Annotated in this window: 25 protein-coding genes; 10 read left to right on the plus strand and 15 right to left on the minus strand. The window is 60.6% G+C overall.

The genetic code is table 11. The features are described from left to right. Positions 1-67 precede the first annotated feature (67 nt). The 8 genes from AKN84_RS05425 (at position 68) to AKN84_RS05460 (ending at position 9,071) form a co-directional block, all read left to right on the plus strand. Complete coding sequence (locus tag AKN84_RS05425; protein WP_050419726.1) at positions 68-1,639, plus strand: fatty acid--CoA ligase; 1,572 nt, start codon at positions 68-70, stop codon at positions 1,637-1,639. Between the two features lie 148 nt (positions 1,640-1,787). Beyond that, on the plus strand, positions 1,788-2,963 hold the full coding sequence (locus AKN84_RS05430) for an acetyl-CoA C-acyltransferase (protein ID WP_050419727.1): 1,176 nt from the start codon (positions 1,788-1,790) through the stop codon (positions 2,961-2,963). A 14-nt stretch (positions 2,964-2,977) separates the two neighbouring features. Then, on the plus strand, positions 2,978-3,769 hold the full coding sequence (locus tag AKN84_RS05435) for an SDR family NAD(P)-dependent oxidoreductase (RefSeq protein ID WP_050419728.1): 792 nt from the start codon (positions 2,978-2,980) through the stop codon (positions 3,767-3,769). A gap of 7 nt (positions 3,770-3,776) precedes the next feature. Beyond that, positions 3,777-5,855: a 3-hydroxyacyl-CoA dehydrogenase NAD-binding domain-containing protein gene (locus AKN84_RS05440; protein WP_050419729.1), complete on the plus strand. Its 2,079-nt coding sequence runs from the start codon at positions 3,777-3,779 to the stop codon at positions 5,853-5,855. 44 nt (positions 5,856-5,899) lie between these two features. Next, complete coding sequence (locus AKN84_RS05445) at positions 5,900-6,199, plus strand: putative quinol monooxygenase (protein WP_050419730.1); 300 nt, start codon at positions 5,900-5,902, stop codon at positions 6,197-6,199. A 39-nt stretch (positions 6,200-6,238) separates the two neighbouring features. Continuing rightward, positions 6,239-7,222 (plus strand): NAD(P)H-dependent flavin oxidoreductase, encoded by a 984-nt coding sequence (locus AKN84_RS05450; RefSeq protein ID WP_050419731.1) that lies wholly within the window; start codon positions 6,239-6,241, stop codon positions 7,220-7,222. Positions 7,223-7,284: 62 nt separating this feature from the next. Then, entirely contained in the window at positions 7,285-8,070 is a 786-nt protein-coding gene (locus AKN84_RS05455; RefSeq protein ID WP_157863252.1) for an enoyl-CoA hydratase/isomerase family protein, read from the plus strand. A 23-nt stretch (positions 8,071-8,093) separates the two neighbouring features. Beyond that, a complete protein-coding gene (locus tag AKN84_RS05460) occupies positions 8,094-9,071 on the plus strand; it encodes a zinc-dependent alcohol dehydrogenase family protein (protein WP_050419733.1) in 978 nt (325 codons plus the stop codon). A 459-nt stretch (positions 9,072-9,530) separates the two neighbouring features. Here AKN84_RS05460 and AKN84_RS44620 read toward each other — a convergent pair whose 3' ends face one another. The 8 genes from AKN84_RS44620 to AKN84_RS05500 all read right to left on the minus strand — a co-directional run bounded on the left by AKN84_RS44620 (position 9,531) and on the right by AKN84_RS05500 (position 15,523). Then, complete coding sequence (locus tag AKN84_RS44620; RefSeq protein ID WP_128970460.1) at positions 9,531-9,683, minus strand: DUF1127 domain-containing protein; 153 nt, start codon at positions 9,681-9,683, stop codon at positions 9,531-9,533. Between the two features lie 278 nt (positions 9,684-9,961). Further along, entirely contained in the window at positions 9,962-10,123 is a 162-nt protein-coding gene (locus AKN84_RS47965) for a hypothetical protein (RefSeq protein WP_167351834.1), read from the minus strand. Between the two features lie 381 nt (positions 10,124-10,504). Continuing rightward, complete coding sequence (locus AKN84_RS44625; RefSeq protein ID WP_050419735.1) at positions 10,505-11,071, minus strand: hypothetical protein; 567 nt, start codon at positions 11,069-11,071, stop codon at positions 10,505-10,507. 248 nt (positions 11,072-11,319) lie between these two features. Next, positions 11,320-11,505: a hypothetical protein gene (locus AKN84_RS05475; protein WP_050419736.1), complete on the minus strand. Its 186-nt coding sequence runs from the start codon at positions 11,503-11,505 to the stop codon at positions 11,320-11,322. Next, a complete protein-coding gene (locus AKN84_RS05480) occupies positions 11,505-11,741 on the minus strand; it encodes a DUF4331 family protein (protein WP_050419737.1) in 237 nt (78 codons plus the stop codon). The genes AKN84_RS05475 and AKN84_RS05480 overlap by 1 nt, the downstream gene beginning before the upstream one ends. Beyond that, on the minus strand, positions 11,725-13,125 hold the full coding sequence (locus tag AKN84_RS05485; protein ID WP_202814664.1) for a Dyp-type peroxidase: 1,401 nt from the start codon (positions 13,123-13,125) through the stop codon (positions 11,725-11,727). The genes AKN84_RS05480 and AKN84_RS05485 overlap by 17 nt, the downstream gene beginning before the upstream one ends. Before the next feature lie 64 nt (positions 13,126-13,189). Then, positions 13,190-13,816, minus strand: coding sequence for a hypothetical protein (locus AKN84_RS05490; RefSeq protein ID WP_050419739.1), 627 nt, complete (start codon positions 13,814-13,816; stop codon positions 13,190-13,192). Positions 13,817-14,659: 843 nt separating this feature from the next. Next, positions 14,660-15,523, minus strand: coding sequence for a LysR substrate-binding domain-containing protein (locus AKN84_RS05500; protein WP_244484937.1), 864 nt, complete (start codon positions 15,521-15,523; stop codon positions 14,660-14,662). Positions 15,524-15,720: 197 nt separating this feature from the next. Between AKN84_RS05500 and AKN84_RS05505 the strand changes: the two genes are divergently transcribed. Further along, positions 15,721-16,662 (plus strand): type 1 glutamine amidotransferase domain-containing protein, encoded by a 942-nt coding sequence (locus AKN84_RS05505; protein ID WP_128970461.1) that lies wholly within the window; start codon positions 15,721-15,723, stop codon positions 16,660-16,662. Positions 16,663-16,906: 244 nt separating this feature from the next. Next, complete coding sequence (locus tag AKN84_RS05510; protein WP_128970462.1) at positions 16,907-17,716, plus strand: N-acyl homoserine lactonase family protein; 810 nt, start codon at positions 16,907-16,909, stop codon at positions 17,714-17,716. 352 nt (positions 17,717-18,068) lie between these two features. On the opposite strand, the gene AKN84_RS44630 is transcribed toward AKN84_RS05510, so the two are convergent. From AKN84_RS44630 to AKN84_RS05545, 7 genes are all read right to left on the minus strand, one after another. Beyond that, positions 18,069-18,824 (minus strand): ATP-binding protein, encoded by a 756-nt coding sequence (locus AKN84_RS44630; protein ID WP_128970463.1) that lies wholly within the window; start codon positions 18,822-18,824, stop codon positions 18,069-18,071. Between the two features lie 51 nt (positions 18,825-18,875). Continuing rightward, on the minus strand, positions 18,876-19,271 hold the full coding sequence (gene cyoD / locus AKN84_RS05520; RefSeq protein ID WP_050419744.1) for a cytochrome o ubiquinol oxidase subunit IV: 396 nt from the start codon (positions 19,269-19,271) through the stop codon (positions 18,876-18,878). Beyond that, positions 19,268-19,900: a cytochrome (ubi)quinol oxidase subunit III gene (locus AKN84_RS05525; protein ID WP_050419745.1), complete on the minus strand. Its 633-nt coding sequence runs from the start codon at positions 19,898-19,900 to the stop codon at positions 19,268-19,270. The genes cyoD and AKN84_RS05525 overlap by 4 nt, the downstream gene beginning before the upstream one ends. Further along, positions 19,897-21,885, minus strand: a complete 1,989-nt coding sequence (cyoB, locus tag AKN84_RS05530) for a cytochrome o ubiquinol oxidase subunit I (protein WP_050419746.1) — start codon at positions 21,883-21,885, stop codon at positions 19,897-19,899. The genes AKN84_RS05525 and cyoB overlap by 4 nt, the downstream gene beginning before the upstream one ends. Further along, a complete protein-coding gene (gene cyoA / locus AKN84_RS05535; RefSeq protein ID WP_347337302.1) occupies positions 21,882-22,832 on the minus strand; it encodes a ubiquinol oxidase subunit II in 951 nt (316 codons plus the stop codon). Before cyoA ends, cyoB begins: the two co-directional genes overlap by 4 nt. Next, on the minus strand, positions 22,762-23,799 hold the full coding sequence (locus tag AKN84_RS48765) for a heme o synthase (RefSeq protein WP_128970465.1): 1,038 nt from the start codon (positions 23,797-23,799) through the stop codon (positions 22,762-22,764). Before AKN84_RS48765 ends, cyoA begins: the two co-directional genes overlap by 71 nt. A 248-nt stretch (positions 23,800-24,047) precedes the next feature. Next, positions 24,048-24,491: a hypothetical protein gene (locus tag AKN84_RS05545; protein WP_128970466.1), complete on the minus strand. Its 444-nt coding sequence runs from the start codon at positions 24,489-24,491 to the stop codon at positions 24,048-24,050. Positions 24,492-24,784: the final 293 nt, after the last annotated feature.

Here is a 24,784-nt window from a genome sequence, read left to right on the forward strand (position 1 = left end):
CCCGGAGTGACGGGCCCAACGTGCGGTGGTGACAAGGCGCCGATAAAGGCTCCGAGGGGGAAACATCATGGACAGATTGATCGCAGCTTCCGCTGAGCTGCAGCTGAATTCGCTCGCCGACGTCGTGCGCAGGCACGCCGAGCTGACGCCGGAGAGGGTGGCTATCACGTTCGAGGGCCGGCATACCACCTATCGCGAACTCAACCGCCGGTCCGACCGGGTGGCCAACGGTCTTTCCGCCCTTGGCGTCGAAGCGTCCGATCGCATCGCAATTCTCGACAAGAACACTGACCGCTTCTTTGAGATATGGCTCGGTCTCTCGAAGTTGAACGCGGTGATCGTGCCAATCAACGCGCGTCTGGCCGCACCCGAAATCGAGTATGTAATCAACGATGCCGGGGTGAAGGTGCTGTTCATCGGCGAGCCCTTTGTCGAGCTCGTCGACAGCATTCGCGGCCGCCTCACCAGTGTGAAGAGGATCATCGTCATCAACCAGGAATACGAGGCCTGGCGCGAGAGCTTTCCCTCAGCAGAGGTTCGACTGCAGACCTCGGCCGATGACGTCACCATGCAGCTTTACACTAGCGGCACCACCGGACACCCGAAAGGCGTCCAGCTTGCCAACTGCAATGTGCTCGAAGGGATGTCCAGCACGCTGCAGGCCTGGGGCAATTGGACGGCGGCAGACACGGCGCTGGTGGCGATGCCGTTATTCCATATCGCCGGTTGCGGGCTCGGAATGCTGAGCTTGGTCGGCGGCCTGCGCATCATGATGGTGCGCGAGTTCGTGCCAGCGCAGGTGATCGCACTGATCGAGCAGGAGCGCATCACGGTCGCCTTCCTGGTGCCGGCAATGCTCTTGTTCCTGCTTGACGACCCGAGCATGGCCAAGGCGGATATGAGCTCGCTGCGGCGAATTGTCTACGGCGCCTCGCCGATACCGGCCAAGCTTCTGCGGCGGGCGATCGAGCGCTTCGGCGCGACCGGATTCGTGCAGATCTATGGCCTCACGGAGACTTCTGGCGGCATCACCGTTCTTATGCCGGAGGACCATGTCGATCCTGAGCACCCGCGCATGAAGTCCTGCGGCCGTCCGATGGGGGGCGTCGAGCTGCGCATCGTCGATGTCAACGGTCAGGCGATGCCGCAAGGCGAGGTCGGCGAGATCGTCTGTCGTACCGCAAAGAACATGAAGGGTTATTGGAATCGCGACCAGGATACTGCGCGTACGCTACGCGGCGGATGGCTCTACACGGGCGATGCAGGCTATGTCGATGACGAGGGCTATCTCTACATCCATGACCGCGTCAAGGACATGATCGTGTCAGGTGGCGAGAACGTCTATCCAGCCGAGGTCGAGAGCGCGATGTTCGGGCATCCGTCCGTTGCCGACGTCGCCGTGATAGGTGTGCCCGACGAGCGCTGGGGCGAGGCGGTCAAAGCGTTGGTTGTGCTCAAGCCGGGCGCGAGTGAGGACGCCGCGAATATACTGGCTTACACGCGCGAACGTCTTGCCGGCTTCAAAACGCCGAAATCGATCGAATTCATCGATGTTCTGCCGCGTAATCCGTCTGGCAAGATCTTGAAGCGAAAGCTCCGCGAGAAATACTGGCAGGGCTACGAGCGGCGCGTGAACTAGCACGCTGCACAGCTCCTATTCAGCCCTGAATAGGCGCTCGACAGATGAACGCTGGCTGAGGGGGCGCGGCCGCACTACCAACACTGTCAACGTGCGCGCGGTGCGTCTCGCCCTCGCGCTGCGCCGAAGAGAGGCCAGAGGACCCAAGATGAGAGATGCCGTCATCGTTTCGACCGCGCGGACGCCGATCGGTAAGGCCTACCGCGGCGCCTTCAACGACGTTCCGAGCCCAACGCTTGCGGCGCACGCGATCCGTGAGGCGGTAAAGCGCGCCAGCGTTGCGCCGGAGGAGGTCGACGACTGCATCATGGGCTCCGCGATCCAGCAGGGCTACCAGGGCATGATCGGTCGCAACTCGGCTCTGCGCGCCGGTCTGCCGGTCAGTGTTCCCGGCCTGTCGCTCGACCGGCAATGCGCATCCGGGCTGATGTCGATTGCGACTGCGGCAAAGCAGGTGGTGGTTGACCGGATGGATGTGGTGGTGGCCGGAGGCGTCGAGTCGATCTCGCTGGTCCAGCAGCCGCGCGCCTGGTTCGAGCAGGACCCCGAATTGCTGGCGATGCACGAGCACGCCTTCATGGCGATGATCGATACCGCCGAGGTGGTGGCGCGCCGCTACGGCATCTCGCGCGAGGTGCAGGATGAGTACTCGCTGGAATCGCAGAAGCGGACCGCCGCAGCGCAGGCCGCCGGCCGCTTTGATGCCGAGATCATTCCCGTCACCGCGAAGATGAAGCTGACCAACAAGGAGACCGGCGCGGTCAGCTATCAGGAAGTGACCCTCACCAGGGACGAAGGCAATCGCCCGGACACCACAGGGGAGGGGCTTGCGTTGCTGAAACCGGTCAAGGGGCCGGATGCCTTCATCACCGCCGGCAATGCCAGCCAGCTTTCGGACGGCGCCTCGGCTTGCGTGGTCATGGAAGCGAAGGTGGCGCAGGCGCGCCGACTGAAGCCGCTCGGCCGCTACATGGGCATGGCGGTCGCGGGCACCGAGCCGGACGAGATGGGGATCGGGCCGGTCTTCGCCGTGCCGAAGCTGTTGAAGCGGTTCGGGCTCAAGGTCGACGACGTCGGGCTGTGGGAACTCAACGAGGCGTTTGCCGTGCAGGTGATCTACTGCCGCGACAAGCTCGGCATTCCCTCCGATCGGCTCAACGTCGATGGCGGCGGCATCTCCATCGGCCATCCCTACGGGATGACCGGTGCGCGTCTGGTCGGCCACGCGCTGATTGAAGGCAAGCGGCGCGGCGTCAAGCATGTCGTGGTGACGATGTGTGTCGGAGGCGGCATGGGCGCCGCAGGCCTGTTCGAAGTGCTATGAGCGGGGAGCGAAGCATGAGCGATAGTATTGGCACGGCGGTGGTCACGGGTGCTTCGTCCGGGATTGGTGTGGCCTATGCCGAGCAGTTGGCCCGGCGCGGTCATGACCTGGTCCTCGTGGCGCGGCGCAAGGACCGGCTCGACGCGCTGGCGGCACGGCTGTCGAAGGTGGCCTCGCGCAAGGTCGAGGTCCTCGTCACTGACCTGGCCAAGCCGGAGGGCATCCGCTCGGTCGAGACGTTGCTGTCGGAGCGCGACGACATCGATCTCCTGGTTAACAATGCCGGCCTTGGCGCGCTCGGGCCGGCCGCGGCTGCGAATGCCGACGCGGTCGAAAGCCTGGTGCTGGTCAACGTCCTCGCGCTGACCCGGCTGTCGCTGGCGGCGGTGCGCAATTTCCAGAAGCGCAACCGGGGAACGCTGATCAACATCGCCTCGGTGATCGCTCTGGGGCCGGCGCCGGGTGCTGCGGCGTATAGCGGGTCGAAGGCCTATGTCCTCAACTTCTCGCGCTCGCTGGAGATGGAATGCGCCAACACCGCCGTGTCGGTGCAAACCATCCTGCCCGGGCCAGTGCACAGCGAGTTCTTCGAGCAGTCCGGCGTCACCAAGCCGATGTTCCCCGAGCATCTCTACATGACCGCGGACCAACTGGTCGCAACCTCGCTGAAGGGGCTTGAGCTCAAAGAAAGCGTCTGCTTCCCGACACTACCGGAGCTGGATCAGTGGGGCGAATACGAGAGCGCGCGCAAGAAATTCGCAAAATCCATTGTCACTACCGGCATTCCGGCGCAGCGCTACGCCTGAGGACATCATGACCAGTTCTGTTACCATCCAGAGCCATGACGGCGTCGCTGTTCTCCTCGTCGATAGTCCCCCGGTCAACGCGCTTGGTATCGCGGTTCGGTATGGGCTGCGTGATGGCATGCGCGAGATCCTGGACAATCCGGCCTACGGGGCCGTGGTCGTTGCCTGCGCCGGCCGCACCTTTGTCAGCGGTGCCGATATCAGGGAATTCGACCTCGAGATGTCGGGGCCGGGCCTCGACGAGATCAATGCGCTGTTCGAGAACCGGTCCAAGCCGGTGGTCGCCGCGATACATGGCGTTGCGCTCGGCGGCGGGCTTGAGATCGCGATGGGCTGCCATTTCAGGATTGCCACCCGTGAGGCAAAGCTCGGCCAGCCCGAGGTGAAGCTCGGACTCATTCCCGGCGGCGGTGGCACGCAGCGCCTGCCTCGCGCGATCGGCCCGGTGCGGGCGGTCGAACTGATCGTGTCAGGCGATCCGATCGACGGTACCGAGGCGCTGAAGCTTGGACTGATCGATGAGATCTTCGAGGGTGATCCGGTCACAGCTGGGGTCGCCTTCGCGCACAAGGTCCTGACCGAGCGCCGTCCGTTCCGGTCACTCCGCGGCGACGATTCCAAATTGGTGCCCGTCCGCGCTGATCGCAGCCTCCTGACCGAGGCCGCCGCGAAAGCCATGAAGCGCAACCGTGCTCTGGATGCACCGCAAGCTTGCGCGGAAGCGGTCGGCTGGTGCCTTGATGCTGCATTCGATGAGGCGGTCCGGCGCGAGTGGGAGCTGTTCGCCAGGCTGAAGGATGGCGCGCAGTCGAAGGCGCTGCGCCATGTTTTCTTCGCCGAGCGCAACAGCAGCAAGATTACTGGCGTCGCGGCCGACGTTCGCCCGCGCAAGGTGAACTCCGTTGCGGTGATCGGGGCGGGAACGATGGGCGGCGGCATCGCCATGTCGTTCGCCAACGCCGGCATCCCTGTGAAGCTCGTCGAGGTGGCCCAGGACGCGCTCGATCGCGGCTTGTCCACGGTCCGAAAGAACTATGAATCGACGGCCGCGCGCGGCGGCATGTCCATGGATGATGCCGCCCGTCGCGCCGCCCTGATCACCGGGGCGATCGGGCTCGAGCAGGTCGCCGATGCCGATCTCGTCGTCGAGGCGTTGTTCGAGACCATGCAGATCAAGAAGGATGTCTTCGAGAGGCTCGACAAGCTTGCCAAGCCCGGCGCGATCCTGGCGACCAACACCTCCTTCCTCGACGTCAATGCCATCGCCGCGATGACCAAGCGGCCGTACGACGTGGTCGGGATGCACTTCTTCAGCCCGGCGAACATCATGAAGCTGTGCGAGATCGTGCGCGGGGCGCAGACCGCGCCGGACGTGCTGGCGACGGCGGCTGCCGTCGCACGTCGTATCGCCAAAGTGCCGGTCGTCGTCGGCGTCTGCCATGGCTTTGTAGGCAACCGGATGCTGCTCGTCCGCATCGCGCAGGCGCGCAAGATGCTGCTCGAAGGCGCGTTGCCGCAACAGGTCGATGCGGTCGCCACGAAGTTCGGCATGATGGGGCCGTTTGCGATGAGCGATCTGGCGGGCCTCGATATCGGCTGGCGCTCGCGCAAGGATTCCGGCGAGACATCGCCGATCGAGGACGCGCTCTGTGAGGGCGGCCGCTTCGGGCAGAAGACCGGCGCGGGCTACTACCGCTACGAGCGGGGCTCGCGCTCGCCGACCCCCGATCCGGAGGTGGACGCGCTGATCCTCGATACCAGCCGCCGCCTCAACATCACCCGCCGCGACATCAGCGACACGGAAATCCACGAGCGGCTGATCTATCCGATGATCAACGAGGGCGCGCGGATTCTCGACGAGGGGATCGCGGAGCGCGCAGGCGACATCGATGTCGTCTGGCTCTATGGCTATGGCTGGCCGGCGCAGACTGGCGGTCCGATGTTCATCGCTGACCAGACGGGGCTTGCCATCGTCGCCGAGCGCCTCCGCTATATGGCCGGTCTCGACATGGACGAGACGCTGCGTCCCGCCCCGCTCATGGAGCGGCTCGCGATGGCGGGCGGCACCTTCGCATCGTTAAAGTAGCCACGTGGGAAGACGTAGGCATCACGCAGGAAGAATGATTCAAGATGGTCTATGTAATTGCGACGCTGACGGTGAAACCGGAAATGAAGGCTGAGCTGTTCGCCGCAGCCAACGACGCCATCGCCGGTACAAGGCAGGAGAAGGGTAATGTCTCCTATGAGCTCTTCGAAAGCACCACCGATCCGAACAAGCTCGTGTTCGTCGAGGAGTGGGAGTCGGCGGAATACCTGCCGCTGCACTCGAAGACCGATCACATGCGCGCATTCGGCCGCGTCGCCGTCAAATGCTTTGCTGCGCCGGTGCAGGTCCAAATCATCACCCCGGAGAAGGTCGAGAAGCGGTAATCCGCACGGCCGCGATACATCCAGCAAGGAGCAAGTCCCGTGAAGACACGCATCACCGAACTGTTCGGCATCGAGCATCCCATCATCCAGGGCGGCATGCATTACGTCGGTTTTGCCGAATTGGCCGCCGCCGTGGCCAATGCAGGCGGGCTCGGCCTGATCACATCGCTAACCCAGCCGTCGCCGGACCATCTGGCGGCTGAAATCAGCAAGTGCCGCGAGATGACCGACAAGCCGTTCGGCGTGAATCTCACGTTTCTGCCGGCAGTCAAGCCGCCGGATTATCCCGGCTATGTCCGTGCCGTCATTGAAGGCGGAATCAAGATCGTCGAGACCGCAGGCAACAATCCCCAGAAGTGGCTTCCTGCGCTGAAGGAAGCTGGAATCAAGGTCATCCACAAGTGTACCTCCGTCCGGCATGCGCTGAAGGCCGAAGCGATCGGAGTCGACGCGCTGAGCATCGATGGTTTCGAGTGCGGTGGGCACCCCGGCGAAGATGATGTTCCAAACTTCATTTTGCTACCCCGCGCGGCAGATGAACTCAAGATTCCGTTCGTGGCATCCGGCGGAATGGCAGATGGCCGGAGCCTGGTCGGCGCAATCGCGATGGGTGCTGACGGCATCAACATGGGAACGCGCTTCATCGCCACCAAGGAAGCCCCCGTCCACCCGCGTGTGAAGGAAGCGATCCTTGCCGCCACCGAGTTGGACACGCGTCTGATCATGCGGCCCTTGCGCAATACCGAGCGTGTTCTCAAGAACGCTGGCGTCGAGCGCTTGTTGCAAAAGGAGCGCGATCTGGGTGGGGCGATAACCTTCGCTGACGTCGCTCCCGAGGTCGCTGGGGTGTACCCGAGGGTCATGAAAGAGGGCGATATGGACGCCGGCGGCTGGAGCTGCGGGATGGTGGTCGGACTCATCAACGACATTCCGACCGTCAAAGAGCTGCTTGACCGTATCATGGTTGAGGCAGAGGGGATCATTCGTCGGCGTCTCGGTCAAACGCTCGGAGCCGCTGCCTGAGCTGACGGGTTCATTCGGGTTGACTTTGAAAGAAACACCCCAACTGGTAGGGATTGAAGAACTTGCTCAAGATCAGCGACAGAGGGCATGTCAGAACAATCGCTCTGAATCGCCCGGAGAAAAAGAACGCGCTTAGTGAGGCCCTTGCGTGGGCCGTTGTTCGTGCGGTGGACGACGCTGCTCAGGATGACGATGTTTGGATCGTTGCCATTACAGGATCGGGCGACTCGTTCTGCTCGGGGCTTGACCTTTCCGAACCCGAGCGATTCTCACCTTTCTCGCCGCAGAACGCTCAGCTGGACGACCTTGGTTGGGTAGGCCACTTCCTGCTTTCAATCCGAAAGCGATGCGACAAGCCCGTTGTGGGTGGGATAAATGGCGTCGCGGTGGGAGCCGGGCTTGGCCTTGCAATGGCGACCGATGTGCGGCTTGTGAGCCGAAGTGCTCGCCTCATGGCAGGGTATACCCGCATTGGTGGCTCGCCCGATGCGGGACTAACGATCACGCTTCCGCAGGCAATGGGGTACGAACGCGCGATGCGGTTCATGGCGGAGAACCGCAGCTTGACGGGCGAGGAGGCCGTCACTTGGGGGTTGGCGGGCGAAGTGATCGACGAGGATAAGTTCGCGGCCCGCCTGGAAGCCTATTGCGACGAGCTCGGCGCCTGGTCACCGATCACCCTGCGTCTATTGAAGCGAGGTCTGGTCAGTGCTTGCGGTGCAGTCGACATGGAGCATCAGCTTCGCTTCGAAGTTGCAAACATTCGCCGCGCCTTCGCAAGCCAGGACGCCCAAGAGGCCCGGCGTGCGTTCGCCGAGAAACGAGTGCCTAGATTCGCCGGAAAATGATGCTCGCGATTTGAGAGGAAGACATGCGCGTAGTTCAAATCTCATCATTCGGGGAGCCGGCTGAGGTAGCCAAACTTGTGGAGCTACCAGATCCGGGCCTCCCCGGGCTGGACGAGGCATTGGTACAGGTCGAATATTCGCCGATAAATCCGGCCGATTTGCTGCAGATCCGAGGGCTCTACGGCGTACGACCGAAACTGCCGGCCATCGTTGGAAGCGAAGCCGTCGGATGCGTCGTCGCGCTTGGGGCTCGCGTAAAGCACATGGCACTGGGCGATCGAGTTCTACTGCCGTTTGGAAGAGCTGCGTGGCAGGAGACTGTTCTTGTCCCGGCGAAAGACCTCTTCGTGGTGCCTCTAGAAGGAGATCCTAAGCAGCTGTGTATGCTCGCTGTGAATCCACCGACCGCCGCATTGATGTTGAAGAGCTTTGTGCCCCTGTCCCGGGGCGACTGGATCATACAAAATGCCGGTAACTCCGGAGTCGGTCGAGCGATTGCAGCTTTCGCGCGCGAATGGGGTCTTCGTCTTGTCAGCGTCGTCAGGCGAGAGTCGCTGGTCAGTGAATTGAAAGAGACGGGCAGTGAGATTGTTTTGATCGAGGGGCGGGATCTTGCGGCTCGCGTCGCAGAGACGACGAATAGAGCGCAAATTAAGCTTGGGCTAGACGCGCTTGCAGGCGAAGCTGGATTTTCACTCGCGACGACGCTCGCGCCCGGCGCTACAATGGTTGTGTACGCGGCGCTCAGCGGCAAACCTTCGTCGGTCAATCCGCTGAGCATTGTTTTTCGAAGCCTAACTGTGCGGGGTTTTTGGCTGGGAGACGACAGCTTCAATGGCTCACCGGCCTATCAGGAGGCGCTTCGCGCAGGCGCAGATCTTGTGGAGAGCGGAAAGCTACAGGTGCCGATTGCCGCGACCTATCCATTGGGTCGTATCAATGAGGCAATTAAGCACGCCCAATCAGGTGGCAAGGTACTGTTGGAGCTTGGTGGGCGATAGATAGGTGTTGGCCGTTTCTGCTTAGGACCGGCAAGCCGAAGCGTCAATGAAACCAAGCACAAGAGGAAATTGCTAACCGATGGGTAGGTGCGGCTACACGGTAGAAGCTGCCGAGTTCTACGGTGGATACGGGCGAGACCGTTCTGCCAACAAGTGGAGAGCCGGTTCGCGAAAGGCTTGACTATCGTCGCCGGTGACCGAGTCCAACTTCATCTTAAAACGGCATGGGATTGTGGCTAACAATCTGCCGTTCAATCGTCGAAGCGCATGGCGGACGCCTGTGGGTCAGCGCGTGTGAGCCGCGCGAGGTTCTCTTTCAGTTTGCGAGTCCTGTCTGGCGTCATGATCAACCGAATCTGTGTTTCATGGCGGACGGCAGTCAGGCCGGTGCTAATCCGCTCCGCTCCCATATTGAGTTGGGGATAGGCGGGCCGAAACGTCTGGTTGGGGAACGGCGGATCAGCCGTTATAGTTGCCCGCTGCTACGCGCAGAATATCCGAGCGATGAAGGCCGATGTCGGCCAATTCGCGATCGCTGAATTGGGATAGCTCGGCGATATTGCGCCGACGGTTCCCGAACGCCTTGATCATGTGGATGAGCGAAAGCAACATTGGTAAGTCTCCTTTTCGGTCGATTCAGCTCTCGAAAAATGCGGTTTTCCAACGCATCCAGCTTAAAGACGATCGTGATCAGCGGTTCAATTGGACGCCGGTGGTCGTCGGACGCACCGAAGGGGAACGGAACGATACAAAAATTTATGACACTCTGGTCGTGACCGCGCACCGACGATGTTCTCGGCCATCAATGCCACCGCTGATGCGACATCGAGCTGGAACGAAAACGCCGCCGCCATGCGCAAGGTCGCGGCGCTCGTGCGACGCGGTTGAGCCTAACGCCTGCCGTGCTGGTCTTGATCGTAGGCCTGCAGTATGCGGACAAAATCGGCCATGCTGGATTGATCCCGACCTTCGGTCACAGCCGCAACCTGAACATCGGACGCGGGCTGGCTCCGTTGCCAAAACTGGATTAGGAGATCGGCGATGTTTCTCATGGCGTACTCTCCGCAGCCAACTGTGACGGTAGACACCAATTACTGGAGCGGCGACGCGGGCTCGATCGGGAGAAAGGTCGGCGGGCGCTACGCCGCCGGCCTTTTCCTGCAACTGCCGGCTCGCAGGCCGGTTCCGTTGCGCTTCACTCCGCATTCATGGATAGCAGCGAGTACCTGATGGAGCCATTGCGCGCGGGTATCAAGCGATCGGACCAAGGAACGCTCGGGCTAGTGCATCGGTATAAATCGACTAGACGTTGGTTTAGTCCCAGGTCACCTGGCATGCTCGGCCGCGCCAACCGGGCGACAGAGCGCCGCAACGAACCGCTTTGTCGCATAGGCCTCCTGCCGCCAATCCGCGCTCTTAAGCCAAGGTCCAAATCAGACTCGCATTCCGACGCCGCGATAGGCACTTGCATTTGGTTGGTGGCGAAGGAAGGGAGTGCTATCGTGAGATTTGCGGCCGTCAGCGGCGGCGCGACCCAGTTGTCGATCACCGCGCCGCCGTAGGCGTTGTTTGGCTTCTCCGCTCCCAGCAGGTTGCGCGGCGTATGGCAGGCGCCGCAGTGGCTCAAGCCCTGCGCGAGGTAGCGCCGCGATTCCACTCCGCACTCCTGGTGACATCCGGTTCGAAGCGCCCGAGCCGGAAAACAGCAGCTTCCATCCCACCTGCAGGTAGCGGATGTTGAACGGAAATGGGATGCCGTTCGGCTGCCGCGTCGCATAGACTGGAGTTCTGGTCATGAAGTAGGCGTAGAGAGTGTGTACGTCATCATCGGAGAACTTGGCGAAATGGTCGTAGTAGAACACCGGAAGGAGATGCGAGCTGTCACGTGAAACGCCCTTCTGCATCGCGCGCGCGAAGGCCGCTTTCGACCAGGTGCCGATGCCGGTCTCCGGATCGGGCGTGATGTTGGTCGAATAGATCACGCCAAACGGGGTTTCCATTCCGTAGCCGCCGGCGAACCTCTCTCCACCGTTCCGCGTGTGACAGGCTGCGCAATAGCCGCCGCCCGCACGAGTTCGCCCCTTCGCGACCAATTCCGGCGCAAAGCTTGCCGACGCGGAAGGGACGACCGGGACAAGGGCCGGTCGCCACGCCAACGCGCCAAATCCGCAAGCCCGAGACATCCGAGTGCAACGGTCGCGATAAGCAGCTTCCTGAACACGACGACGTCCTAAAGCCACCCTTGCGGTTAGGGCGCGCGCGCAATTCGCCAATAGGCGATCAACGCAACGACGAGCGCAAGGAGCGTCCATATGATGGCGTCGATGCCCGGCAACATGCTCAATCCGTGCGGATGCACATGTGGCACGAGTGATTCATGAGCTTGAGCCGGCATGCTGAATGCGGGCAGAAGCAGTGCGATGATTCGTTTCATCAGATCACCTGATCTGACATGTTTGGCGACGAGCTTCGACGCAGTGTCTCGGTCTCGCCTTTTGCGGAGTTCTCGACTACCACCTCGCTGATCTGAATGATCGGCGTCACATCAGTGAAGACGCATGCGGCGAGGACGGTGTGCGCTGGACTCTCCGGACTCATAAACGCGAAGAGGTCGGTGAGATCGGCCGCAGGCTCGCTGATCGATCGCGGGCCGTCAACGTGATCGGACATCGTCAGCCTCCATCATCGGCTTTAAGTCTGCGATCCATCGCAGTGCGCGCAGCCCAGGCATGAAGCAGTATTCACCGCCGCGGACGGAAACGAAGCTCGGCAGCCCTTGCAGACGACGCCGAACCGGAACCTTGGGAATGGTGAAGACACCCTCGCCATCGTTGTTGCCGATGAGCGGATCCTGCTCGGTTCCATGACTGATGAAGTTGCCGTCAGTGACCCACTGCGACTGCACAAACTCGAACTGCCGTTGCAGGTGCGCACCGATCAGGAGGAACACACCGCCCCGCTCGGCGCCGTCGTCTTCCAGCACGCCGTCAGGCAGTGGCGATCCATAATTGGTGCCACGACGTAGAAAGTGATGGAGATTGGTGGCGACGACGTCGTCTTTCAGGGCATCGCGCGGATTGACGCGACGGATGTGCGCGCTGAACGGGCACTTCAATCCCTTCTTATCATCTGCATATCTGAAATTATTGTTGCGGTTCGCATCACCTCCAAGCGAGGGATCGTCGTGGTCGGGCGTCAGCACCAATGGCGCACCGCTGCGCCATCGACCTACCATTTTGGCGGCGAGCAGTTCCTCTTCCTCGGGTGAGGATGCTTGCGCGCGCAGGTATTTGCGAAACGCCGCGACATCCATGTAGAATTTGCGGATGGCGACGAAGGTGCCGTTGCGACGCAGCTCCAGAGGAATCGGGACGTTGGCCGTTTCCCCGCGCTCGTCGGGATAGCCCATGACGAACTCGCCGGGCTTGATTGATGGTTCTTCTCTGGTGGTTGCCGCTGGACCGCTTCCTTCAACGTGAGGATTGTGCAGTCCATCCTTGAAGCCGAATGGGTTGCGTCCTTCCGGCAGTTCGCCAAATGCCATGCGATACACAACCGCAATTTGCGGGAGGTCGTGATGACTCTTGCGCGCGATCTCCAAGACTTCCTGCAGGTCTTGATTGCCTTTTGCGTATATCGCCAAGGCGACGTGCACGTCGGGTGTGCCGAACGGATATTCCCAGTTGGCCGGCGCATTGGCACCGAAATCATGCAGGATCGCGGCGCGCGCCGCCATGCCCTGTCGGAATTCGATCGGAAAACTGTCCAAGGACGCTTGTGGCACGCCCAACGCCTTGAGCCCCTCGAACGTGAACGCAATGCCCAACCAGCCGAGCGCTGATGGCGCCCACCATTCGTCAGCGGGAGCGATATGAGGAAGGACCCGGCGCAGCATTTCCCGTCCTTGCTCGGCGTTGCCTATGCGTAGAACGACGTATTCTCCGCAGTATGGTTTGGGACGCGGTCGCAGAACGGTTGCCTGAATGTCGCTCGTTTCGAGCGCCGGCGCGCGCATCGAAAGAGTCTCGCCGGCGGATTCCTTAATGGACAACATGCGAGCATCCTTTCAGGAGTCCGGTCCATTGCGGACCGGACTCTGAGCGAATGATGAGCGTCGGCTATTGAATCTTGTCGAGGAACTCTTCAGCGGCCTTGCCGATGCGCTTCAGGCGCTGGATGTCCCTCACGGTGAGATCCGGATGGGCGACGTACCAGCCGACCGCCGGGATCTGGTATTTGGCAATCCAGTCCTTTACCTCGGGGTTGCGAATGCCTGGCCAGCCTTCGCATGCCGAGAAGAGGACGTCCAGGCCGTCGGGAATCGTCGCCGCGAAGTCGCCGATGTAGGGGTCCCACTCGCCGTCGTAGGCAGTGGCGAAGAGCAACTTCGTGTCGTTGTCCAGAAAGACGAAGCGCATATCATGGACGGTGCCGACCCTGTCCGTGTCGCTGAAGTCGCCGTTGCGCAATTCCAGCAGCGCGCGCAACCGCTCGGCTCCGCCCGGCGCGAATGGGACGATGAAGAGCAGCTCAGAAACCTTGCCCTGACGGCTGCCGACCCGGCCAGCGCTTGACATCCGGGTCGCAGGCTCGCGCCGTGATGATCCCGACTTCAGCTCACGGATTAGGGTCTCCAATGCGGTTTTGCCCACCTCTGGGCCAGTCGCATAGAGCTCGCGCACCCTCGCGATCTTTTTCTCGACCGCCTGATCCGATTCCGGCCTTGTCGGTGTTTGCGTTGTCATGTCGGTATTCTCCGTTCGGTTTAGATGCTCGGTTGCCGTCACGGTTGCCTTCTCGCTTTGACGTGACCAACAGCTAGATGATGATCGTCAGTCAAATATTTGACCCACGTGTGCCATTGTCGCGAGTAAAGGCCGGCAAACCGCGCCAAATTGTTGCGAAGGAGAGGGCGGAAGAAGCAGACACGCTCGATCAGACAAGACAAACCGGCAGCTGGCATTTTTCAGGCGATGCGCTACGAGCGAGAGAGGCGCGCCCACGGCGCACGTTAGGATTGGCGAACCGAACTCAGTTCGGTGGACGGATGCCGGAGGCTGATGGATGGCACCGCATTCGCTGAATACTCGGACGGCGAATCCGGCGAATTTTAAGTCTTGTGGGAGGACGAATGCCGACTTTGTGGATGTCGGAAGCGCGGGTCGTCTGGTTGGTCAATAGAACCGCCCGAACGTCCGCCAACAGGGATGCGAAGCCCTGCCTCCACCACCGTTTTGCGATAGCGCAGAAGTCCTTTAGAAACACGGTCTTCGAACCGTCGGAAGAAAACTGGCGGTGGAACATCACGGTGGAGCGCCGGGCTGATCTAGGTTGCGATCAATGCGACGTTGATCAACGGGAATCCGGCGTCGAATTCACGCGGTGATCGAGTCGATGCAAATGCTGAAGATCCCGGTGCGTATCGCCGAAACTCTGTACGTCAGTAGGTCTTAAGGATCGTCGGCCCACTGGCATCCGCGTGCTTCTTTGCCCGAGCAGGATTTCTCTCAATTGCTTGATTACGGGGGCTCAAGTGCCTCGAGTTTCGCGGCTACTTGCGGATCCGGAATACCTTCGCGGCCACCTGATCAGCCATAGCGTTCGGCAATATAGTCGATAAAGGCGCGCAGCTTCGGTGTCACGCGCCGGCTCTGCAGCCAGACGAGATGATGCGGTCGTGACAGTGTCTTGTAGTCAGACAGCACTCTTACAAGGCGGCCGCTATCCAGATCGTCGTTTACGAATTCAAGACGGAGCATCGCGAGTCCCGCGCCGGACAGAGCGGCGTGCCGAATTCCAAATGCATTGTTGATTTGTAGCCGGCTCTTCACCTCTACGTAGATTTCCCCCTCAGGACCATAGAAAGTCCATCCGGGACCATCCATCCAGCCAGAGAATGCCATGCAGTCGTGTTGTTGCAAATCAGTTGGATGTTTGGGAACTCCGTTCGCCGCAAGATAATCGGGCGACGCGCACACGAGTTGCCTGAAGGGCGATAACGATCGTGCGATCATGGTTGAATGGTTGAGAGCTCCGACGCGGATTGCGACGTCGACGCTCCCTTCGAACAGGTCTGCCATGCCGTCACTCAGGAGCAACTCGACCGAGACCTCCGGATAGAGCTGCATGAATTTCACTATCGCCGGCGTCAGGCCGTAGGCGCCGAAAGCGGCGGGAGCTGCGACGCGAAGCTTTCCGCGGGGTGTGCGAAGAGTCTCCTCGGCCAAAGCATCTCCTGCTTCGGCTTCCTCAAGCAGATGACGGCAGTGGTCAAGACAGTTGCGTCCCAACTCCGTTAACTGCTGACGACGGGTGGAGCGATTGATCAAAGACGATCCGAGGCGGGCTTCGAGGAAGCGAATGTGCTTTCCGATCATTGTCGGCGACAACCGCAGTTCCTTGGCGGCTGTCGTGAACGATCCCGTATCGGCGACCCTGACGAAGACGGCCATGCTGCTCAGGCGATCCATGGATTAAGAACCATCGGTGTCTAATTAAACAACTGCGCGCCGGTTTATACACCAGGGGTAATTGCTAGATTTGCCGCGATCAAGTCCGAGGCCGCCGCTGACTTCGGCTCTGGCCCTCAAGGCTGAGTCTCAGGGGAGGGAGCGGGTCGCTTTCATGAATAGAACCGAGAGGATTTAAGATGCCGAACTCTAGCCATCGGTCCAAAGCCGGCGAGCATCGCGCGGCGGCGGAAACCCAAGGCAAACTTCCGAGCGTCAGGGCAGCTTTGCTGGCGATCGCGAGCCTTGCTCTCCCTCATGCGTCCACGCTGGCGGCCGCAGCCGACGGTGGCAAGGTCCTGGTCATCTTGTCGAGCGCAAATCAACTCCAGCTGCGGGACGGCAAGCAATACCGGACGGGCTTCTATCTCGACGAACTGTCTCTTCCACTGCGAAAGATCATCGACGCCGGATTCACGCCGGTCTTCGCGAACCCGAAGGGCAATGCCGTCGACTTCGACCCGGTCTCCAACGACAAGATGTTCTTCGGTGGCAGCGAACAGGTCCGTGACGAAAATGTGAAGTTCGTTGAAAACATCAGGGAGCTTCAGCATCCGAGAACCTTGGCAGAAATCGCCAAGGAGGGGACGTCGGGCTATGTCGGCATCTTCATTCCTGGCGGCCACGCGCCAATGGAAGACCTCTCGCATGACAAGGTGCTGGGCGGCATCCTGGCGAGCTTCCATGCGGCCGGAAGGCCGACCGGCGTGATCTGTCACGGGCCGACGGCCTTGCTCTCTGCCGTCAGCGATCCCGAAGCCTTCCGCAAGGCCATCATCGCCAACGATTTCACTGCCACCCAGAAGATCGCGGCAAACTGGCCCTATGCCGGCTATCGCCTCACGGTCTTCTCGTCAGGCGAGGAGCACGCGATCGAGGGAGATGGACGGCAGCTGGGAGGCTCGGTGCTGTTCTATGCAGCGGACGCCCTGGCTCAGGCTGGCGCACATGTCGACCGGTTGGCCGCCTGGAATGTCAACGTGCTCGAGGATCGCGAACTGGTCAGCGGCCAGCAGCCGTTCTCCTCCGAAGCGTTCGGGGACGTATTCGTGGCAAAACTGAAGAGCTCCAAGTCGCTCTGACATCCGAGTTGGCGGCTTTCGAAAGTCCTGCAATGTGATCGGGGCGAGAAGGGGGATCGTGCGGCGTCTTCGCAGCTCGATCCCGCCTTCGCCACGACCTGCATAAAGGTTCGTAAAGACCCAAGCCGCAGAGCCAACTCCAGACGGTACAACCATCATGATCTCCGTAAAGCGGTCGGATGGAAGGCAATCAGCTTCCGTCCACGCATGGAAGCAAAGGTATCTGTCATAACGAGGCGTCTCCATGAAGCGATTATTTCTGGCCTGGATGGCTGTTCACCTGCTGGTCTCGCCTGCCTGGGCCACGCACTACGCAGACAAGCTGATTGTCATCGACTGCGGCGAGGGACATGCAGACGACAAGTCGCTCTGGTCGCCCGGAGAGAATGCTGGCCAGCCATTTGACATGGCCAACAACTGCTACCTGGTTCGGCATGAGAAGGGCTGGTTGCTCTGGGACACCGGTTTGCCGGACACAGCTGCCGATCAGCCCGGTGGCCTCCGTGTCGAGGCGATCAGAACGACCTGGAAGCGCAAGCAGAAGCTGCTCGTCACGCTCAACGCGCTTGGTCTCAAGCCCTCCGACATCGACCTGATTGGGTTGTCGCATCTCCACCCTGATCACGTCGGAAACGTGGCGCTGTTTCCTCAAGCCACGTTTTTGATCCAGACCGCGGAATACAATAATCCCGTCCCGCTTCTCGGCCTGCCATTTCTGCCGGGCCAGTCGGTCAAGAAGATCGACGGTGATTACGATGTGTTCGGCGACGGCAGCGTTCAGATCCTCGCAACGCCAGGCCATACCCTGGGTCACCAATCGCTGCTTGTGCGTTTGAAGAGCACTGGCACGGTCATTCTCAGCGGTGACGTCGTCCACTCTGAAGAGTCTTGGAACAGGCAATGGATTCCGGCGAGAAACGTCAGCATTGAGATGACCCGTTCATCGCGCGCGAAGATCGCAAGATTGCTTCTGACCGAGCACGCGCAGCTCTGGATCAATCATGATGTGCAGCAGAGCGCACAGCAGAGGAAGGCGCCGGACTTCTACGAATGACAAGGGAGACGGCAGACAATTCCCTTGGGGGGCGACCACTCCGCGCAACGAGCGGTTGCGCTCTCCCGTGAACTTGGCTGATGAGGCGAAAGTGAAATTGCCAGATTTGGCCAACGCGAGTGGACCTGTTCATGGCGACGTCCCACGAGAGAAGAGCCGGACGCGAGCTGCCGATCCCAATTTCATGGCGTCGCTCGCTCGTGGCCCTGCCGTCATCGAGGCATTCACGGCCAGGCTGGCTGCCTACACGCCGAAGACAATCACCACTGCGGCTGCCTTGCGAGAGGAGCTGCTACGTGATCGACGAGGACCTGGAGATGGACCTTCGCACGATCGCAGTGCCGATCTTCGATCAAACGGGTGCAGCGATCGCTGCTGCTGAGATCAATTGGATCGCTTCATCGCCCGGTCGATCGTTCTGACCATCGTGGTGCCGGCCGGACGGAGCGCGGCGGATCCTGCGCCGCCTCAGCGGACTAATTTGTGCCGCACCGGCGGCGCGTTGCTCGGCCTTGGTCATTGGGAAGGTGAGAAGAAAGGACGATCCGTCCTTGCCGCAAGACGTATGAATGCGGCCGCCCAGACGGTTGGCCAACTCGCTGATGATGGTTAGCCCCCGACCGCGCCGAACGGCTTCAGGTGCCGAGCCATTATCAGAAACCCTGCACTTAGCCACGTTGTCAGCAAAACTTAGTTCCACTCGCACTGCCGGACACCTACCGTCAAACCGCGCGTGTCGGGCCACATTGGTCAGTAGCTCGGACACAATGAGTCCAAGCTTCCAGGCGCGTTCTTTCTCAAGCGGCAGATCGTCCCCTGAAAACATCAAGCGAATTGTCAAGGGCGCCAGTCGGCATTTCGTGATCGAGACACAGAGCTGCTGAAGGTATCGCGCGGCATTGGCGAGACGCCCTCGACTTGGCGTGCGCAATGCGCCGTGAACGTCGGCGTATTCATGCAGGAGGTCCACGACGTCGAGGAGGGCGACCTTGACCGCAACGTTATCAGAGTCAATCGCTTTCGCCGAAACCGCGCAGATTGCAGACGTGAAGTCGTTATTTATCCTGTGATTCAATTCGCGAAGAAGCAAGGATTCATCGGGATACATTCCGTACTCCTATATGTCTTTTTCTCGCTCAAGCCGTAGCTAGGCGCTGGGCTAGTGCTGCATCTGCAAATTCATCAACTCGGAATGCGCCATCATATTCTCATTCAGATTGGCCATGATCACGAGCGAGCCCGCGAGAACCAGGAAGACGATGAGTACGCCGAAGGCGAGCGCCAGCACATTATTGCTGCTGTCGGGTCCAGTCGTGATGTGAAGGAAGAACACCAGGTGCACTCCCATCTGAGCGATTGCGAGGACGGCAAGCCCGGCCGGCACGCCGGGCGCCCAGATTACCGAGGTGTTTGCCACCCAGAAGGACGTGACCGTCAGGATCACTGCGAGCAGCAAGCCGATCGTGTACACAAGGAAGCCGGAAGAAGCTCCTTGCTCCGAGGCCGGGATCGTCGGCCTGTCTCCCGGTGCAACATCCCAACGCATTTCAGTCATGGAAGCACTCCCATTAGATAGACAATGGTGAAAATCAGAACCCAGATGATGTCGAGCGCGTGCCAGAACAGGGAGAAGCAATGCAGGCGGCGGACCACGACGTCCTGAAAACCTCTCAGTGACAGCTGAACCATCATGAGAACCAGCCATGCAAGTCCGACCGTCACGTGCAGCCCGTGACTGCCGACCAGCGTAAAGAATGCGGACAGAAATGCGCTGCGTTGGGGCGTCGCTCCCAACGCAATCATGCCCTGGAATTCGCGAAGCTCGAGGGCAAGAAATGCCGCTCCCAGGAGGAATGTCACTGCAGCGCCAAGGAAGGTGGCGAAATATCGCCGCGAGTTGATGGCTAAGGACATCATCCCGCAGGCGTAGCTGGAGAGTAGAAGCAGGGCGGTCTCAATAGCGACGTTCCGCTGGTCAAACAGCTGAACACCGGTCATACCGCCCGCAGTCGCTTTTGCGAGCACGGCATAGCTCGCAAACAGCGCCGAGAACATCACGATGTCGCTCAGGAGGAATATCCAGAATCCAAAGCCGGCGATGATTCGCTTGGATGCGGGACCCGCTTCACTTGCGCTCAGCAGTTCGCCGTGGCGAACAGCGTCCATCTCGACTGCGACGTTCATAGCGATACCTCCACCGGGTGCGCCCGGTTGAACAGATCGATCTGCTCTGCGGAGATCTCGACCTCGGCCTGGGCGCGGAACATGAACGCAAGCAACGTCACGGCCGCGCCTAGCAGTCCCAGGCCGGCAATCCACCAGATGTGCCAGATCAGCGCGAAGCCGGTGACGACCGAGAAGAACGCGGTAATAAAACCGGTCGGACTGTTCTTGGGCACCTCGATTGGCGCGTACTCGCGCTGCCGGACGGGCAGGTCTTGCCTCGCGAGCACGCGCTGCTTCTGTGCCCAGAAGGCATCGATCTCATGTACCCGCGGCTGGACTGCGAAATTCCAGGCCGGCGGCGGCGATGCGGTGGCCCATTCCAGGGTGCGGCCATTCCATGGGTCGCCGGTCGTATCGCGAAGATTCTCACGGTTGCGGATGGACACCACAAGTTGCCCGATCTGACAGGCAATTCCGGCCAGAATGATCACTGCGCCCGCCTCCGCGATCCACAACCATGGCTGCCAGGCGAGCACATCGGAATGCTGGAGGCGGCGGGGCATGCCCATCAGTCCCGTTACGTAAAGCGGCATGAAAGCGAGATGGAAGCCGATGAACCAGCACCAGAACGCCGCCTTGCCCCAGCTCTCATCCAGCTTGAAGCCGAATGCCTTGGGAAACCAGTAATTGTAGCCGGCAAACGCCCCGAACAGCACGCCCGGGATGATGACGTGATGGAAATGGGCCACAAGGAACAGAGTGTTGTGGACCTGCCAGTCGACGGGGGGCAAGGCCAGCAGCACGCCGGTCAGGCCGCCGAATACGAATGTCACTATGAAGCCGATGGTCCACAAAACCGGGACCGTGAACCGGACTCGGCCTCCGTACATCGTGAACATCCAATTGAAGACTTTGACGCCGGTCGGCACCCCGATGATCATGCTTGTGATGCCGAAGAAGGCGTTGATGTTCGCGCTGGCGCCCATCGTGAAGAAATGATGGAGCCAGACCGTGTAGGAGAGCACGCAGATCGCCATGGTGGCGAGCACCATCGAGCGATAGCCGAATAGAGGCTTTTCGGAGAACGTGGCGGCCACCTCGGAATAGATGCCAAATGCCGGCAGAACCAGGATGTAGACTTCGGGATGGCCCCAGACCCAGAACAGGTTCACATACATCATCACGTTGCCGCCGGCGTCCACGGTAAAGAAGTGAAAGCCGAGGTAGCGATCGAGCAGCAACATTGCGAAAAGCGCGGTGAGCACCGGGAACGCCGCCACCATCAGCAGGTTCGAAGCAAGCGCCGTCCAGCAGAAAACCGGCATGCGCATATAGCCCATGCCCGGGGCCCGCATCTTCAAAATCGTAGTGACGAAGTTGACGCCGCTCAACAGGGTTCCGATGCCGGAGAGTTGCAGCGACCAGAGATAGTAGTCGACCCCGACACCGGGCGAGAACTGCAACTCGCTGAGCGGCGGATAGGCGAACCAGCCGGTCTTTGCGAACTCGCCGATGCCGAGTGATACGTTGATGAGGAGCACGCCGGACGCGGTAAGCCAGAAGCTTATCGAATTCATCGTGGGGAACGCGACATCGCGGGCGCCGAGTTGCAGCGGCACGACGAAGTTCATCAATCCGATCACAAGCGGCATGGCCACGAAGAAGATCATGATCGTGCCGTGCGCCGAGAAAATCTGGTCGAAATGCTCGGGCGGCAAGTACCCTTGTCCTCCGCCGGATGCGATTGCCTGCTGCGTGCGCATCATGATTGCGTCCGCGAAACCGCGCAGCAGCATGACCAGCGCCAACACGATATACATGACGCCGACGCGCTTGTGGTCGACGGAGGTGATCCACTCGCGCCAGAGATAGGGAACGTAACCCTTGAGCGTGACCAACGAAAGGATGGAGACGATGGCGACGACCATGCCGCCTACCGTGCCCATGATGATCGGCTGATCGAAGGGAACAGCGCTCCAGTCCAGTTTGCCGAGTAGAGTCATTTTTCTGCCCTCATCGAATTGGGGTAGCTTTGGCACAACGCATCGTCGGACCGCATTGAAGACATCCGGATGTTGTCAAACAGGCCAGGCGCGACCGAATGAAAGGTGAATGGCGTCACGGCGGCGCTCGGCCTGGCGAGATCGGCATAGCTCTTCGAATCCAGAGCGAGACCGGCGCTGCGGGTCGACGCGACCCACTGCGCAAAGCGTTCGGGCGGCAACGCGTCGACGTTGAAGTGCATATCGGCGAAGCCGTCGCCGCTGAAATTGGCCGACATGCCGCGATACGTTCCCGGAAAATCGGCCTGGAAGTTGAGCCGGGTCACCATCCCGGCCATGGTGTAGATCTGGCCGGCGAGCTGCGGGACGAAGAAGCTGTTCATGACGCCCGATGAGGTCAGCTCGAAGCTCACCGGGGTGCCGGCCGGTATCGGCAGTTGATTGACGCTCGCGACACCCAGCTCCGGATAGATGAACAGCCATTTCCAGTCGAGTGAGATGGCTTGGACCTTGATGGGCTTCGTCGAAGAGGCAATCGGCTTGGGCGGATCGAGATCGTATGCACCAACCCAGGCCACAGTGCCGGTGAGCAATACGGTCATCAGCGGGATCGACCAGACAAGCATCTCGATGCGGCCGGAATAAACGAAATCCGGCCGATAGCGCGCCCGTTCATTCGATGCACGGAACCAGAAGGCAACGCCAAGCGTCGCAATGACCACCGGGATCACGATCGCCAGCATGATGCCGGTCGCGTTGAACAGAATCTGCCGCTCGGCAAAGGCGATGGGTCCCTTCGGATCGAGCACGCCTTCACTGCAGCCACCGAGCATCGAGGCACTAATCAGGACAACAGCAAGCAAACCGTATCGCATGTCAGACCTCGTGCCTGCTGAGAGTGATGAGGCTGCTCGCACCCAAGGCAGCGCTTGGCAGGGCCTCGGCATGTACCCGTCCGCCGCTGCGGTCAGCGTGCGGGGCAGGGGTGCGCGGGAATGAACCACCACCGTGGTCGAACAGGAGCGCCGCAAACAGTGCGAACAAATAGAAAATGGAAAACAGGAACAGCCTGTGAGCAGCGCGGCGATCGGCTCCGTTCTTGTTCAGCTGGTGTGCGAGCAGCAGAAAGCCCACGCTGCAGACCGCGACGATCACGCCATAGAGCGCGCCAGCAAACCCGAGCGCCCAGGGCAGTTCCGACGCGAGAACAAGGAGGCCGCTGTAGACCAGGATCTGCCGCGTCGTCGCAGTTCGTCCCGCAACAACCGGCAGCATGGGAACGCCGGCACGGGCATAATCATCAGTGCGATTGAGCGCGAGAGCCCAGAAGTGGGGCGGTGTCCAAAGGAAGATAATGAGGAAAAGCGCAAGCGGCTCGAGCCCGACGTGTCCGGCCGCCGCGGCCCATCCGATCATGGGCGGCAGCGCGCCGGCTGCACCGCCGATAACGATGTTCTGGGATGTGGTCCGTTTCAGCCAGGCCGTGTACACGACGACATAGAACAGGATCGTACCGGCCAACAGCGCGGCAGCTGCGAGGTTCGTTGCCCAGGCGAGAGCTGCGACCGCGGTAACGGCAAGGACGGTTCCAAAGACAAGCGCCTCAACTTTCGAGACCTTGCCGCGGGGAATGGGCCGCATCGCGGTGCGAGCCATGACTGGGTCGATATCAGCGTCGTACCACATGTTCAGTGCGCCGGCGGCTCCGGCGCCGGCTGCGATTGCCAGAATTGCAATAAGGCCAGGAAGCGGACCGAGGCGGGTCGGCGCAACCATCAATCCGACGAACGCGGTGAACAGCGCGAGCGCCATGACCCGCGGCTTCATCAATGTGATGAAGTAGGGGAGTCGCGCCATCAAACTGGGTCGTGAGGTCAACGAAAGACGCGATAGCGGAATCGCGGTGGTGTTCATGGTGGTTGATTCCTCAAGCCAAGGAATTGTTTGTGCTCACTAGCTCGCCGTCGCAAGGGTCTAGCGGCTTCTCTGATAGCTAACCTGACTGAAGCTAGAAGTGTGAGTGAAGAATGCCCAATCCCGACGAATCGTCGCTAATTCATTAAAGGCTGAGGCCCGATACCCGAACCGTCGTCGCAAAGCGCCGCGCCCGCATTTTGCTGTTGCTGAATTCGGGCATTGCGGCATCAACGATCGGCGCGCGCTCAACGATCACTGAGCGCCTGCAATTCGGTCCGGCCTTCCTCGCTGAAGGCCCGCAACGGATGGACGGCGTGGCCGTTCATCAGTTCGCGAAAGTCGGAAAAGGTCTTGTTGGGTGTGAAATGCGTGTCGATGATCATATGAGCGACCGCCTCCCCCTTTTCGATCACGCTGCAGCTCGATACGACACGCATCCGGCTGATCAGCGCGTGCACGCTCACCAGTGCCGAGACCTCCGCGTCATCATGGACGAGCGCGTCCGCGTAAAGCTCCGATGCTTCGTTGATGAACTGCTTGTACAGCTTTTGCCGTCGGGCCTTTTCTCCCAACAGCCGCCTGGCGCGATCCTGATGGTGCTGGGTGGGCCAGGCCGACGCGAACGAAGTCAGTCCGCCGATTGCGGAGCCGGACAATGCTGCCAAGGCGGGGAGGTAGACGCTATTCATGGGTAGGCAGCCGCCCGGGTTCGTTGCGGCATACTGGCTCACGAGAAACCGTTATTTTGCAGTGCGCGAGCTTGTCCGGTTGGGGGACTGCACTGAGTGGATCTGGCTTCACCGTGATCAGGAACATTGCGAAGCACAGGGCTCCCATGACGAACGTGACCACGGTCAAGATGTCTTTCATAAAGACCCCGATTGCATCTTCTGCTTCGCTGATAGTTCGGTATCGTAGTTGCCTTCTCGCAACCTGCCGACGTTGGCTGTATTTGACGCATACGGGCGGCCATCGCGAATTG

Origin of the sequence: Bradyrhizobium tropiciagri (assembly GCF_001189845.1) — a bacterium.
GTDB lineage: Bacteria > Pseudomonadota > Alphaproteobacteria > Rhizobiales > Xanthobacteraceae > Bradyrhizobium > Bradyrhizobium tropiciagri.

Coding starts and splice junctions, on each gene's coding strand:
- AKN84_RS44620 (WP_128970460.1), bottom strand. CDS start 9,683: ATGTTGCTTTCGCTCATCCACATGATCAAGGCGTTCGGGAACCGTCGG.
- AKN84_RS05525 (WP_050419745.1), bottom strand. CDS start 19,900: ATGAACGTCGCAGTCGAGATGGACGCTGTTCGCCACGGCGAACTGCTG.
- AKN84_RS05490 (WP_050419739.1), bottom strand. CDS start 13,816: ATGACAACGCAAACACCGACAAGGCCGGAATCGGATCAGGCGGTCGAG.
- AKN84_RS05460 (WP_050419733.1), top strand. CDS start 8,094: ATGCGCGTAGTTCAAATCTCATCATTCGGGGAGCCGGCTGAGGTAGCC.
- AKN84_RS44630 (WP_128970463.1), bottom strand. CDS start 18,824: ATGTATCCCGATGAATCCTTGCTTCTTCGCGAATTGAATCACAGGATA.
- cyoD (WP_050419744.1), bottom strand. CDS start 19,271: ATGACTGAAATGCGTTGGGATGTTGCACCGGGAGACAGGCCGACGATC.
- AKN84_RS05505 (WP_128970461.1), top strand. CDS start 15,721: ATGCCGAACTCTAGCCATCGGTCCAAAGCCGGCGAGCATCGCGCGGCG.
- AKN84_RS48765 (WP_128970465.1), bottom strand. CDS start 23,799: ATGAACACCACCGCGATTCCGCTATCGCGTCTTTCGTTGACCTCACGA.
- cyoA (WP_347337302.1), bottom strand. CDS start 22,832: ATGCCGAGGCCCTGCCAAGCGCTGCCTTGGGTGCGAGCAGCCTCATCA.
- AKN84_RS05430 (WP_050419727.1), top strand. CDS start 1,788: ATGAGAGATGCCGTCATCGTTTCGACCGCGCGGACGCCGATCGGTAAG.
- AKN84_RS05545 (WP_128970466.1), bottom strand. CDS start 24,491: ATGAATAGCGTCTACCTCCCCGCCTTGGCAGCATTGTCCGGCTCCGCA.
- AKN84_RS05480 (WP_050419737.1), bottom strand. CDS start 11,741: ATGTCCGATCACGTTGACGGCCCGCGATCGATCAGCGAGCCTGCGGCC.
- AKN84_RS05440 (WP_050419729.1), top strand. CDS start 3,777: ATGACCAGTTCTGTTACCATCCAGAGCCATGACGGCGTCGCTGTTCTC.
- AKN84_RS05485 (WP_202814664.1), bottom strand. CDS start 13,125: ATGTTGTCCATTAAGGAATCCGCCGGCGAGACTCTTTCGATGCGCGCG.
- AKN84_RS05510 (WP_128970462.1), top strand. CDS start 16,907: ATGAAGCGATTATTTCTGGCCTGGATGGCTGTTCACCTGCTGGTCTCG.
- AKN84_RS05500 (WP_244484937.1), bottom strand. CDS start 15,523: ATGGCCGTCTTCGTCAGGGTCGCCGATACGGGATCGTTCACGACAGCC.
- AKN84_RS05475 (WP_050419736.1), bottom strand. CDS start 11,505: ATGAAACGAATCATCGCACTGCTTCTGCCCGCATTCAGCATGCCGGCT.
- AKN84_RS47965 (WP_167351834.1), bottom strand. CDS start 10,123: ATGAGAAACATCGCCGATCTCCTAATCCAGTTTTGGCAACGGAGCCAG.
- cyoB (WP_050419746.1), bottom strand. CDS start 21,885: ATGACTCTACTCGGCAAACTGGACTGGAGCGCTGTTCCCTTCGATCAG.
- AKN84_RS05435 (WP_050419728.1), top strand. CDS start 2,978: ATGAGCGATAGTATTGGCACGGCGGTGGTCACGGGTGCTTCGTCCGGG.
- AKN84_RS05425 (WP_050419726.1), top strand. CDS start 68: ATGGACAGATTGATCGCAGCTTCCGCTGAGCTGCAGCTGAATTCGCTC.
- AKN84_RS44625 (WP_050419735.1), bottom strand. CDS start 11,071: ATGGAAACCCCGTTTGGCGTGATCTATTCGACCAACATCACGCCCGAT.
- AKN84_RS05445 (WP_050419730.1), top strand. CDS start 5,900: ATGGTCTATGTAATTGCGACGCTGACGGTGAAACCGGAAATGAAGGCT.